Raw genomic sequence first — 13680 nt, forward strand, 5'->3', positions numbered from 1 at the left:
AGCTAACAAAAATAAAATCATTGATAATAACTTATTTTAATAAATATGCTCAATTATGATTTACATTATTTCACCAATCAAATCAAACAAAATATAAATTTTAAAATTATCGATATAATAATATACATAGGGGTATTACTATGATGTAAGTAGTTTTTTTGCATAATATATTACATATATATAATTTACATAAAAGTTTTATAAATTTACTTCGATTTTTTGAATTAAATTTTGATACTTTTAATATTTTTAAAAAAGAGCAATGGTATAAATTACCACCAAAAGATATTTTGATTATGATGAATGAAAGGAGGAATTTTATGACTAATAATAAGATAACATCATCAGTAAAATCAAATAACAAATCAGCGCATAAGCTGGGATTTTTTGGTTTTTTTGCTATTACAGCATCTATGGTAATGACGGTATATGAATATCCGTCTTTTGCTAGTTCTGGATTTCAACTTGTATTCTTTCTAATTGTCGGAGGACTTTTTTGGTTCTTGCCTGTTGCATTATGCTCTGCAGAAATGGCAACAGTAGAAGGATGGGAATCTGGAGGTATTTACTCATGGGTTGGAAATACTCTAGGTAAACGATGGGGATTTTCAGCTTTATTCTTTCAATGGTTTCAAATAACAGTAGGATTTGTTACCATGGCATTTTTTATACTTGCAGCATTGGCATACGTATTTAAATTTGATGCACTTTACAATAACCCAATGGTTATGTTTTTTGGAGTTGCAATCATTGTGTGGGTTCTAACATTTACACAATTAGGTGGAACAAAATATACAGAAAGAATTTCTAAGATTGGTTTTCTTGGAGGAATAGTTCTTCCAGTTATTATACTTTTCATTGGCTTAATTGCATACTTTAGTACTGGTGGTGTTTCTCAAATTAAGATTACGACAGAAACTCTAATTCCAAATTTCAAGGAAACAGGAACTCTTGTAATTTTTGCTTCTTTTATTCTCGGTTATATGGGCGTAGAAGCGTCAGCATCTCACGTTAACGAACTTAAGAATCCGACAAGAACATATCCTTCAGTTATGATTGTTTTAACTATACTTACAATTGTACTTGATGCTCTTGGCGGACTTGCCATAGCAACAACACTTCCTGACAAAATATTAAATGGTAATCTATCTTATGGAGTAATTGAAGCCTTTGAAACAATCTTTATAGAACATTTTGGTTCACAATATAATTGGCTTGTTTTAATTGTTGCTATTCTATTAGCTCTTGGTGTATTAGCAGAAATATCTTCTTGGATCGTTGGCCCATCCAGAGCGCTTTTAGAAGCTGCAAATGATAAGATTCTCCCTCCATCTTTTGCAAAAACTAATAAAAATGGAGTGTCAGTAAAAACAGTTATACTTCAAGCAATTATAGTAACAATTTGGGATGCAGTTCTATGTGGTTCTATAGCATTGGCAGGAGGTTCTGATTCATCAGTTGGTTATTTAACAGCAATAGGACTTACAGTTGTAATCTATTTGGTTGGATATATATTATTCTTCTTAGGATATTTCGTTTTAATATTGAAAAAATCTAATTTAAAACGTACATTCCAAGTTCCTGGTGGAAAAGTATTTAAAATAATTGTTGCTACAGTAGGATTGCTTATTACAATAGCAACTTTAATTATTTCATTTTTCCCATCATCAAAATTAACAACTGCAGATAATCAAGTATATCAAATTGTGCTAATTATATGCTTTATTATCTCCTTAATAGTTCCTATAATTATTTATTCAAATAAACATAGATGGGCAACAAAATATGATGATAAAAGTAAGTAGTTATTATAAATTATTAAATACATTGATATAGTTCAAATTTTATTTAAAGAAAGGAAGATTAATATGAGTAAAAAAATATCAAAATCAAGTAGAAAAAGCACTAATCATATCAGTGATATTCTTGAATCAATGAATCAAGAAACTAGATATCTTACACCAATTTTCGGTACAGAAGCTAGCGATATTGAAATGCCAAACAAAAAAATAAATGAAAATCCTGTATCACCTCAAGTTGCAGCAGAAATTATTAGAGAATATTTAAAAACAGAAGGAAATGCAACACAAAACCTTGCAACTTTCTGTCAAACTTATATGGAACCAACTGCAACGGCATTGATGGCAGAGAATTTTGAAAAAAATGCAATTGATAAAGATGAATATCCAATGACTGCAGACCTTGAAAACAGATGTGTCGATATTATAGGAAACTTATGGCATATGAATCCAAAAGAAGAACCTATAGGAACATCTACTGTCGGTTCATCAGAAGCTTGTATGCTAGGTGGACTAGCTATGCTTTTCAGATGGAAACATCTTGCAGATAAAGCAGGAGTTAATAGATTCACCAAAAAAAGACCTAATCTTGTAATTTCTTCAGGATATCAAGTATGTTGGGAAAAATTCTGTCGCTACTGGGATATTGAAATGAGAACTGTTCCACTAGATATGGAACATTTATCCCTTAATATGGATACAGTAATGGATTATGTTGATGATTACACAATAGGTATAGTTGCTATTTTAGGTATTACTTATACAGGAAAATATGATGATGTAAAAGCTCTTGACAAACTAGTTGAACAATATAATAAAAAGAAACCTGATTTACCTATTAGAATCCACGTTGATGCTGCTTCTGGAGGTATGGTTGCTCCTTTTATAGAACCTGAATTAAAATGGGACTTCAGATTAAAAAATGTATGGTCAATTAGTACTTCAGGTCATAAATATGGTCTTGTATATCCGGGAGTAGGCTGGGTAATTTGGCGTGGCAAAAAAGCTCTTCCAGAAGAATTAATTTTCTGGGTTAGTTACTTAGGAGGGGAAGAAGCTACTATGGCAATCAACTTCTCACGTAGTGCATCTCAAATTGTCGGTCAATACTATATGCTTATGAGAAACGGGTTTAAAGGCTATAAAGAAATTCATCAAAGAACAATAGATGTAGCAAGATACATGGCAGATGAAATCAAAAAAATGGGAATATTTGAACTGCTTGAAGAAGCAAATCAAATCCCAATCGTATGCTGGAGACTAAAAGAAAATGCAAATGTACAATGGACATTATATGACCTTGAAGATAGACTACGTATGCATGGTTGGATGATTCCTGCATATCCTATGCCTGAAAATATTAAAGATGTAGATGTACAAAGACTTGTTCTTCGTCAAGACTTCGGTATGCCTTTAGCAATTCTTTGTATAAACGAAATGAAAAAACAAATTGAAATATTAAACGGTTCAAGAGTTGTTCTCCATGATAATGAAAAGAATGCAAAACCTGATAAGGGATTTGACCATAGTGGTAGATAATTAAATTAAAACACTAAAAGGGGGCTGGTAACAGTCCCTATTTTAATGTATATTTAGTAATAAGAATCTCATCTAAAAAGTATTTTTAAGTTTTTTACTCTTAACGTCTTGTTCTTAATCGGAGTATCTTCCCTAACATGTCATTTCGACTGGAGCGTTAGCAAAACTAATCTAGTCCTAACTTTGCTTGTTTACAAGCAAAAGTAAATGTATCGTAGATACATAACCCACACATATTTACTCTAAAACCAATTCATAAACAAGCAAATCCTCGCTACTTATTAACTTAAAATTGTTATTTGTTGCGATTTTTTGTGTTGCTAATTGTCTTCTATCACATTCGATAATGAGTGAATGGATATTTTTATTTTTTGCATAGTCAATTAGTGATTTTGTTATTTCATCTGCTATGCCACATCCCCAATAATCTGAATTTAAGATAAATCCAATTTCGTAGCTGTCTTTAACGTATTTGTGAAAAATAATATGTCCAATTAATTTTTTATTTTCTTTATATTCCAAAGCAAATACTCGTGGAGGATAAGACAGTGCATTTTTGTTTAAAAAGTCTTTTGTGTTTTCCAAAGTGAAAGGTGCTTCAATGTATTCCATCACTTTAGGGTTACTTAATATCAAATATAGGTCATCTACATCTGATTGTTTAAATTGTCTTATCCTACACCTTTTTGTTTCTATATTCAAAAAATATTCCAAGATTATCACTCCTGATTATTTCTATTCAACATCTTTTAATGATTCAATCATCGGAACTTTGCTAAGCATTATTTTTACTATAAAGTAAACTACAAATGTGAATAGTAGTGTTACTAGTGCTGAGTAAATGTAGCTTATAAGTTTTACTTTGTTGAAAAATCTGATTGAGTCCATAGCAAGTTGTTCCATTATATTTATGTGCAGACTGTGACCTACAAAGACTCCGAGCCCTATTCCTATTATTGTTAGTATTACAGTTTCTTTGTAGATGTAGTTGTCAATTTCTAAAGGATAAAATCCTAAAACTTTAAGGGTTGCAATTTCCCTTTTTCTTTCGGATATATTTATATTACTTAAATTGTATAAAACTACGATTGACAAGAAGCCTGAGCATATTACGATTACTAAAATAATTGAGTTTATGCTGTAAGATGCGTCATCAATTATCCTTTTCAATGAGTGTATGTTTGTGCCTTTTACGGCAACTGGATCTTTTTCTAATTCATTTATTACTTTTTCGATATTGCTCTTGCTTCCATCATTTAAAATTAGTAGCTTTGTATTTTTTATAGGTTTTCTGAAAAAAGTTTGTTCATAAGTTTTTTCGTTCATTATAAAGAAATTGCCAACATGATTTTCAAAGATTCCTGCAACGACTCCCTTATATTCCTTGTTGTTATTTATAAATCTTATTTCATCTCCAACTGAAAGTGAAAATTTTTCAGCTAATTTTCTATTAATATAGATTCCATCATCTAATTTTTCAATTTTTTTGTCTCCATTGTATAGACCAAAGAATTTAGAAAAGTCGCTTAAATTATCAGTTGTAAAGACACCTATTTTTTCATCAAAGCTCTTTTTGGATTTTATATTTACAGATACTAAAGATACATCAATACTTTCTTTAATGTCCTTATTTGCTTTTATATCTTCATTAAATTTTTCCAAATCTTTTTCCAATGACATTGGATTGTAGATAACTGATGAATGATATTTTGTATATTTTGAGTATTGTAAATCGGAAACTCCGTCTAAGCTGTCTTTTATTCCAAATCCTAGCACTAAAAGTCCCATACAACCCATTACACCTATAATTGTCATTGTAAGTCTTAGTTTGTATCTAAAGACATTTCTTAGAGTTGCTTTTTGTAAAAATGAAAGTTCTTTCCATATATATGGTATTTTTTCAAGAAAAACAAAGTTTCCTGACTCTGGAGCCTTTGCTCTCATAAGTGATGAAATTTTTTCTTTTAAAGTTCTTATACATGTTACATAAGATACAAAAGCTGTGCAGAAAATTGCAATTAATATTCCTACAATAATTATTTGTGGATAGTAATTGTCAAAAACTTTTTTAAATATAAATGCTTTTAGATAGGATCTGTAAACAAGTGGAGAAATCACTTTAAAACCTAAGATAGTACCTATTATTCCTCCAATGATACTTGCTAAAAGTCCATAGTAAAAGTATTGTTTTGCAATGTCGATATTGCCATATCCCAAAGCCTTTAAAGTTCCTATTTGTATTCTGTTTTCATCTACCATTCTAGTCATTGTTGTAAGTGATACCAAAAGGGCTATGAAATAGAAAAATAGTGAGAATACATTTGAAACGCCATAGATTCCATTAGCTGCAAAATAAACTTTTGACATCATTGATGAAACAAATCCTTCTTCAATATTGTAATTTGGTTCTATCAATTTAGATAAGACTTCATCACCGTCAGAAATTTTACTATTTGCATCAAGGACTTTTTCTTTAGCATCCTCTAAATCTCCCTTGCCTTTATTTAATTTTAAGTTGTTTTCTTCGACTTCTGATTTTTTTTGAACTAATTTTGCATAGTATTCATCAAATTTTAGTATTCCTTGTTTGGCTTGTTTTTCCAATTGATACATTTGACTTTCTAAAGTCTTTATTTCTGAATTTAGTTTTTGTTCGGCTCCTGATAATTCTGTAAGTTTAGCAGAAATACTGGAAAGATTTGAATTAACTGAGTCTAAATTATTTTGAACTGTTTGTAAAGATGAATTCAATTCCGCTAATTTTTTATTTATTTCTTCTTTCTTTACCTTATATTCATTTTCCTCAATTAATTTTGATTGATAATTTTCTTCGAGCAATCTTAGTTCTTCATTTACTGTTTTTATTCCAGCATCAACTTGTGCTTTTGTTTTTTCTATATCTTCTTTACTTTTTATTAAAGTTTTATTTTTTTCAATTATTTCTGTCTTGTTTTTATTTAATTCAGTCTTTTTTGAATTCAAACTGTTTAGAGCAGTTGTCAATTTTTCTTTATTTTTAGTTATTTGAGTAATAAATTGATTTTTTTGGTAATTTAAATCTGCAAAAGCTCTTCTTAAGTCTTTTCGACCACTTTGAACTTTTTCAAGATTTTGTTGTAATTTTCTTTCACTTTCTTCAATGTCAAATTTATTTTTATTAACTTCTTCTTTACTATCATCTAAAGTTTCTCTCTTTTGAGAATAAATGACATTGTAAACTTCTCCAGCTCTACCTTTAAACAAATCTTGTAACTCTGTTTTTCTTTCGTTTGATAGCTTTTTGTATTCTTTACTATTTCTATTCAAGTCATTAAGGTCAGAAAAAGTAATTTTTGCATAAGAATAGTAGCTGAAATCAAAAGAATTTTTTGAGATTATTGCCAAATATCCATTTTCAGTAGTCCCTGCTAGCAATGTAGCTAAAACCTCTGAACTTTTGATGAAGCCTTTTACTGTAAATTTATTTTGTTTTAATTTCTTTACTTCATCTTTAAAAATTCCAAATTTTTCGACATTTTTAAAGTCTATTTCATCTCCAATTTTATATCTGTCTTTTAGTCTTTCATCCAACAAAATATCAGAGTCAGACTCGATGTCATTTCCTTCTATTACTTGAACGGTACTAATTTTTTCTGCCTTGCTTTCTATGGTAAGGTCAACTTCTCGTTCTTCGTCTTTAAGATTTATGCTGTAACCATATTCTACATCTTTTAGATTTTTTAAATTGGAAATTATGTCCTCATCTTCTTTTTGCAAGCCAAAATTAGAAGAAATTTTATAGTCGTATAAATTTCCTTCTTTTACTCGTTCATCGACACTTCTTCTCATAATGTATGGAGTTATTTTAAGTCCAACAAAGACCATTACTCCAAGAGCAATCATAAAAATAATTGAAATAAATTTTGGAAATGTTCTGAAGATTGTTCTGTAAAAATTTTTAAACAATGATTTTTTCATACTACCACTCAATTTCCTTTATGTTCTTAGGACTATCATTTAATATTACATTTTTTACAGTGCTGTCGTTAATTTCAATAACTCTGTCTGCCATTGAAGTAATTGCTTGATTGTGAGTTATCAAAATTACAGTTGTATTCGTACTTTTACATCTTTGGTGTAAAAGCTCTAAAATTCTCTTTCCAGTATGATAATCCAAAGCTCCTGTAGGTTCGTCGCATAAAAGCAGTTTAGGATTTTTACAAAGAGCTCTCGCTATTGCAACTCTTTGTTGTTCTCCCCCTGATAATTGACTTGGAAAATTTTTAAGTCTATGAGACAATTCAACAGATTCCAAAACTCCTGCCGGATTTAAACTTTCCTTTACGATTTGCCCTGCAAGTTCTACATTTTCCAAAACAGTTAAATTTGGAATTAGATTGTAAAACTGAAAAACAAAACCTACATCAAATCTTCTGTAATCATTAAGTTGTCTTTTATTAAATTTACAAATATCTTTTCCATCTATAAAGATTTCACCACTTGTTGCATCATCCATTCCACCTAATATATTAAGGATTGTAGATTTTCCAGCTCCTGAAGGACCTACGATAATACAAAATTCTCCGTGTTCTATTTCAAAAGAAACATCTCTATTTGCAACGATCTCTGAACTTTTTCCTTCATTATATTTTTTATAAACATTTTTAAATTCAACAAAAGCCATAATTCCTCCTATTTAATATATTTTTATATTCAAATATTAAAATTATACATAATTATCTAATTGTACTTTAGCACAAAAGTGAAAAAAAATCAAGGTCGCAAAATAGTATCTTTTCAAATAAACCATCAAAATTTTATTTTTTATAATTTTAATTTTAAACAATCTTAATATCGTTTGCAGAATTTTTGTTAAACTTAATAAAAAATATTTATTTTTCAATAGTTTTTATTAATCTTTTTTATAAAAAAACACTTGTTTTATTTTTTTTAAAATGTTATAATGAAAAAAAGAATTTAAGGGGTGGTTTAAATGTTAAATTTTGTACTTGGTCCATCAGGATCTGGAAAAACTAAATGGTTGATAGATAAAGCAAATGAAGAAGTGAGAAAGGGAAATGGAAATATAATTTTTATTGACACAGATGATTCTCATATTTTCAGCTTAGACCACAGTGTTAGATTAACAAATGCTAAGGAATACGGCATTGAAAATCTTGATAAATTATTCGGATTTATTTTCGGAATTGTGTCAAGAGACTACGATGTAGAAAAAATTTACATCGATGGTATATATTCAATAATTGAAATGAATGGCGATATGCTTTGCAAATTTAAAAAGGATGTCGAAACATTTTGTGAAAAGCACAATCTTGAAGTTTTCATGGGAATTGAAATTCCTAAAGAAGAACTTTGCGAAGGAGCTAGAGCAACTTGTGTCGAACTAAAGTTAGACTAAATTTAAAAAGCATCGTTATGGTGCTTTTTTTGTGATATGAATATTCCAACAAAACAACTTGAAACTTTTTTCAGAAAGAGAAATGATTTGATTTTAGAACTTTCGATAAGAAAAATTGATAAAATATCTTTTTTGGAAAAAAATTATGAATTGATACAAAATTTAAATATGAAACCACTTTTAAATATATCTTCGCTGGAAGAAGGAATGTATAATTATCAATATTACAACATTCTCGCGAAATTTTTTAAACAAAAATCAATTTTGTATTCAAATAATAAAAAAAAGCAAAAAAAATATAATGAAAATCTTATGAAATCTAATAATTATTATGCGGAAAAAGATAAATTTCTTTTAAAGATGATTGACTTCTTAGATGAAAAAACTACAGAAGCGTATTTTATAGATATGAATTCAAAAAGACTTAACAATTCTCTTTTTGAAATTGTCGTTAAAGATGTTGAATTTGCAATTTTTCATTCAATGAATGTTGAAATTCTACAGAAGTTAAAAGAAAAGAATATATTTATTGATGAGATTAGAATTTCAAAGATTAATGACTATGTTAATACAAATATTTAAAAGGTTGTGTAGCGCTACACAACCTTGTTTTTTATATTAAACATTTCTAAAAACTTTATCAATAACTTCTTTTAGTGTTTTAGATTTTTCGACTTTTAATGTTTTTAAATTTTTAATATCCACAACTTCATTTGAAATATAGACCTTTTTGTAGCCCATTCTGTCAAGTTCCATTAGTCTTTCGCTTAAATTAGGAACTCTTTTAAGTTCTCCAGTAAGTCCAACCTCTGCGATAAATACATTATCTCTTGGAACTGATTTATTTAAAATTGAAGATGCAACGGAAATAATTACAGCTAAATTTACAGATTGCTCTGAAATTTTAAGTCCTCCCGTAGTCTTTAAAATTACATTTTTATTATATAAATTAAATCCGGCTCTTTCTTCTAAGATAGAAAGCAATGTATTTAATTGATCTTTTTTAAGACTATCTCCAATTCTCGCAGGATAACTTGTAAAAGATTGAGAAACTAGACTTTCAACTTCAACAACTAACATTCTGCTTCCCTCTTTTACAACAGATAGTACACTTCCACAAATATCTTTTTCTCTTTGAGTTACAAAAAATTCTGATGGATTTTTAATTTCTAAAAGTCCATACTCTTCCATTTTAAAAAGTCCAATTTCTCCAGTTCTTCCAAATCTGTTTTTTGTACTTGTAAGAGTTCTTAAACTTTCGTCAGACTCTCCCTCTAAGAGCAAAACTGAATCCACCATATGTTCTAAAGTTCTAAGTCCTGCCATTTCATCTTGCTTTGTCATATGACAAACTATAAAAATCGCTCTTGGCCTTTTAGGATTTTTTGCAACTCTAACCAATTCATTTATACATTCAACAGTTTGTGTTGGAGAACCAGCTCTTGACGGAATTGAGCTAAGCATAACAGTTTGAATACTATCTAAAATTACAATTTCTGCATCAACCTCTTCGATAGAATTCAAAGCCTCATCCATACTTTGTGTAGATTGTATCCAAATATTTTCTGGAATTTCTTTTACAATTCTATTTGCTCTTGACTTTATCTGAGATGAGCTTTCCTCTGCAGAAATATAGATAGTTTTTACATTTTTACTTGCAAAGTCAAGTGCAAGTTGTAAAAGCAATGTACTTTTACCACAACCAGGTCTTGCAGTTAAAATATTAACACTGTCTCTTACAATTCCACCACCTAAAACACGATTTAACTCATCAATTCCAGTTATAAATCTATCATTTTCATTTACATTTACATTTTTTAGCTTTTCAACTTTTCCCTTTGCAACAATTTTGTCAGTTGAACTCTTCACGTCGGAAACTTCAATCTCTTCTATAGTTCCCCAACTACCACAAAAACTACATTTTCCTTGCCAGCCCAATGACTCTTTCTTGCAATTTGAACATATATATTTTTTCTTTGTTTTCATTTTAATCACCAACTATATTTTAATGTAAAAAATTTTAAAAAGCAATAGGCAAAATTTGAATAATTTTTGCAAGTTAAATTATTAATTGAATTATTTGCTTGTATTGACTTTTATAAATCTTTGTAGTATATTAACAACGAATGAATATTTTTATGTAAAGGAGATAAAAAATGGATGTTTACGAAAAAGCATTGTTACTTCACGAACAATGGCAAGGAAAATTATCAACAGAATTAAAAGCAAAATTGGAAAATGCTGAGGATTTAACTTATGCATATACTCCAGGTGTTGCAAGACCTTGTATGGAAATAAGCAAAGACCCTTCTTTAGCTTATAAATATACAAGTAAAGCTAATACTATTGCTGTTATTTCAGACGGAACTGCTGTTTTAGGTCTTGGGGATATAGGTCCTGAAGCTGCAATGCCTGTTATGGAAGGAAAATGCTGTTTATTTAAAAAATTCGGCGGAGTTAATGCTGTTCCTATAGTTTTAGATACAAAAGATCCAAAGGAAATTATTTCAATTGTAAAAGCTCTTGCTCCTACATTTGGTGGAATTAATCTTGAAGATATTTCTTCTCCAAGATGTGTTGAAATTGAAAGAACATTAATAGATGAACTTGATATTCCAGTATTCCACGATGACCAACATGGTACTGCAATAGTTGTTACAGCTGCCTTAATTAATTCACTAAAATTAGTTAAAAAAGAAGCTAAGGATATTAAAGTTGTTGTTTCAGGAGCTGGCGCTGCTGGATATTCAATCATAAAATTAATTATGATGTTGGGTGTTGAAAATGTAATTGCATTCGACTCAAAAGGTGCAATTAATAAAAAACATTCAGAAAATTATAATTTTGTAAAGAAAGAATTAGCTGAAATTACAAATAAAGAACAAAAAGATATGACTATGAAAGAAGCATTTGTTGGTGCTGACGTATTCATTGGTGTAAGTCAAAAAGATTTAGTTACTAAAGAAATGGTCGCTTCAATGAATAAAGATGCAATTGTATTTGCAATGGCAAACCCACAACCTGAAATTCTTTATGCAGATGCAAAAGAAGCTGGAGCAAGAGTTGCTGCAACAGGAAGATCCGATATGCCTAACCAAATTAACAATGTAGTTGCTTTTCCTGGAATTTTCAAAGGTGCTTTAGAAGCAAAGGCTAAGAAAATTACTGATGAAATGAAATTAGCTGCATCATACGGACTAGCAAGTATGATTCCTGATGACAAAATTAGAGAAGATTATATTATTGTTTCAGCTTTTGAAGAAAATGTAGCTGATACAGTTGCGAAAGCAGTTGCAGAAAAAGTTAAATAGTAGATATTTAAAATAAATCCTCAACAATGTTGGGGATTTTTTTGTTTATAATGTTTTTTGGATGTATCTTCGATACATTCACTTTTGTTTTTAACAAAAGTGTTAGATCTCTCGACTACGCTTGAGATGACATAAAAGGAATAATACTTCGTTTAATAGCTTAACGTAAACAGTAAATAATCTTAAAAAATAAAAAATTTCCAAGAAAATAAAAAGTTTTACGTCATAGCAACTAGTATAGAAATGCCCCCAACACGTCATCTTGAGCGGAGTGTAACGGAGTCGAAAGATCTCCTAAAGCTTCTTTAGGATGAAATTCTTCTAACTGATATATCTTTGATACATAAAAAAATAAATTTGAGAATACAAAATGGATTGTCGTTTTCGACAATCCATTTTTCTAGCTTAAATATTTAAAAACAGTTCCCAAAACTGCACACATTCCTTTGTAAAATAAACTTTCTTCAACATCGAATTTGCTATGATGATGAGGATATATTTTATCTCCCTCGTGAAGCTTTGGATTTGAAAGCATAAAGTAAGTTCCTTTTGCTCTTTGTAAAAAGTATGCTACATCTTCTCCACCCATACTCGGATTTTTTATTATCTCAACTGAATCTTCTCCTAAGACTTCTTTTGTATTTTCTATAAAAAATTCAGTAAATTTTTCATCATTCATAACTACAGGATACATAAAGTGATAAATTGTTTCAGCTTCACAATTATAAGTCTTTGCAATTCCATCTGCAATTTCTTCAATTCTCTTTGCAATAAATTCTCTTACTTTTTCGTCTAAAGTCCTAACAGTTCCTTTGATGTAAACAGATTCAGGAATTACATTATGAGCAGTGCCCCCTCTTATTATTCCGATAGTTAAAACTGCATTTGAAATCGGATTTATTTCTCTTGAAATTATCTTTTGAAGTCCAAGAACAATTTCTGATGAAACTACAATTGGATCAGCAGAAAGATGAGGTGTTGCGGCATGTGAGGATTTTCCTTTTACATTTATTTCAAAAATATCTGCTGATGCCATTATAGCTCCTGCTTTTACGCCTATCTTTCTATATTCAATAGGAATCAAACAACCTTCATGGAGTCCAATTACTGCATCGACTTTTGGATTTTCCATACAGCCTTCTTCAATCATAGGTAAAGCTCCTCCCGGTGTTTCCTCTCCAGGTTGGAAAAATATTTTTACAGTTCCCTTAAGTTTATCTCTATTTTCATTTAATATCATACAAGCTCCAAGTGCCATTGCAGTATGTCCATCATGTCCACAAGCATGCATATTTCCATTTGTAGAAGCAAAAGGAAGTCCAGTTTCTTCAACGACAGGAAGTGCATCGCTATCAGCTCTTATTGCAATACATTTACCTTTTTGTTCTCCGTCGATTTGAACCACAATTGCATTCCCATTTACTAATTTTTTATAATTTACTCCTATTTCATCTAAAACTTTTGAAATATATTCCATAGTTTTTGGAAGTTCCAATTCTAGCTCTGGAATTTGATGTAAATCTCGTCTAATCTTTATAACTTTTTCTTCTTTTTCTTTTACTAATTTTAAAATATCCATAAAAACCTCCTTGTTTTTAATAGAATAATATAGAAATATAATACCACTTTTTGC

At 29.6% G+C, this 13680-nt stretch carries 10 protein-coding genes; 5 read left to right on the forward strand and 5 right to left on the reverse strand.

What is annotated here, in order from left to right; all coding sequences use genetic code 11:
* Nucleotides 1-320: 320 nt before the first annotated feature.
* Together VJI77_RS04520 and VJI77_RS04525 are read left to right on the forward strand one after the other, a co-directional pair.
* Entirely contained in the window at nucleotides 321-1805 is a 1485-nt protein-coding gene (locus VJI77_RS04520) for an amino acid permease (protein ID WP_323988444.1), read from the forward strand.
* Between the two features lie 63 nt (nucleotides 1806-1868).
* A complete protein-coding gene (locus VJI77_RS04525; RefSeq protein WP_323988445.1) occupies nucleotides 1869-3338 on the forward strand; it encodes a glutamate decarboxylase in 1470 nt (489 codons plus the stop codon).
* A 237-nt stretch (nucleotides 3339-3575) separates the two neighbouring features.
* On the opposite strand, the gene VJI77_RS04530 is transcribed toward VJI77_RS04525, so the two are convergent.
* The 3 genes from VJI77_RS04530 to VJI77_RS04540 are packed head-to-tail and all read right to left on the reverse strand — an operon-like array spanning nucleotide 3576 to nucleotide 8001.
* Nucleotides 3576-4052 (reverse strand): GNAT family N-acetyltransferase, encoded by a 477-nt coding sequence (locus VJI77_RS04530; protein ID WP_323988446.1) that lies wholly within the window; start codon nucleotides 4050-4052, stop codon nucleotides 3576-3578.
* 21 nt (nucleotides 4053-4073) lie between these two features.
* The gene (locus VJI77_RS04535; RefSeq protein WP_323988447.1) at nucleotides 4074-7295 is read right to left on the reverse strand and encodes an FtsX-like permease family protein; all 3222 of its coding nucleotides are present in this window, start codon (nucleotides 7293-7295) and stop codon (nucleotides 4074-4076) included.
* Between the two features lies 1 nt (nucleotide 7296).
* Nucleotides 7297-8001, reverse strand: a complete 705-nt coding sequence (locus VJI77_RS04540; RefSeq protein ID WP_323988449.1) for an ABC transporter ATP-binding protein — start codon at nucleotides 7999-8001, stop codon at nucleotides 7297-7299.
* Nucleotides 8002-8310: 309 nt separating this feature from the next.
* Between VJI77_RS04540 and VJI77_RS04545 the strand changes: the two genes are divergently transcribed.
* Together VJI77_RS04545 and VJI77_RS04550 are read left to right on the forward strand one after the other, a co-directional pair.
* The gene (locus tag VJI77_RS04545) at nucleotides 8311-8736 is read left to right on the forward strand and encodes a hypothetical protein (RefSeq protein WP_323988451.1); all 426 of its coding nucleotides are present in this window, start codon (nucleotides 8311-8313) and stop codon (nucleotides 8734-8736) included.
* Between the two features lie 36 nt (nucleotides 8737-8772).
* Nucleotides 8773-9318: a DUF6648 family protein gene (locus VJI77_RS04550; RefSeq protein ID WP_323988452.1), complete on the forward strand. Its 546-nt coding sequence runs from the start codon at nucleotides 8773-8775 to the stop codon at nucleotides 9316-9318.
* A gap of 36 nt (nucleotides 9319-9354) precedes the next feature.
* On the opposite strand, the gene radA is transcribed toward VJI77_RS04550, so the two are convergent.
* The gene (gene radA, locus VJI77_RS04555) at nucleotides 9355-10722 is read right to left on the reverse strand and encodes a DNA repair protein RadA (protein WP_323988453.1); all 1368 of its coding nucleotides are present in this window, start codon (nucleotides 10720-10722) and stop codon (nucleotides 9355-9357) included.
* A gap of 170 nt (nucleotides 10723-10892) precedes the next feature.
* Between radA and VJI77_RS04560 the strand changes: the two genes are divergently transcribed.
* The gene (locus VJI77_RS04560) at nucleotides 10893-12047 is read left to right on the forward strand and encodes an NAD(P)-dependent malic enzyme (protein WP_323988454.1); all 1155 of its coding nucleotides are present in this window, start codon (nucleotides 10893-10895) and stop codon (nucleotides 12045-12047) included.
* A 400-nt stretch (nucleotides 12048-12447) separates the two neighbouring features.
* Here VJI77_RS04560 and VJI77_RS04565 read toward each other — a convergent pair whose 3' ends face one another.
* Nucleotides 12448-13626, reverse strand: a complete 1179-nt coding sequence (locus VJI77_RS04565; RefSeq protein WP_323988455.1) for a M20 metallopeptidase family protein — start codon at nucleotides 13624-13626, stop codon at nucleotides 12448-12450.
* Nucleotides 13627-13680: the final 54 nt, after the last annotated feature.

The sequence above is a fragment of the Parvimonas sp. D2 genome, from assembly GCF_035282635.1.
Classification (GTDB): Bacteria; Bacillota; Clostridia; order Tissierellales; family Peptoniphilaceae; genus Parvimonas.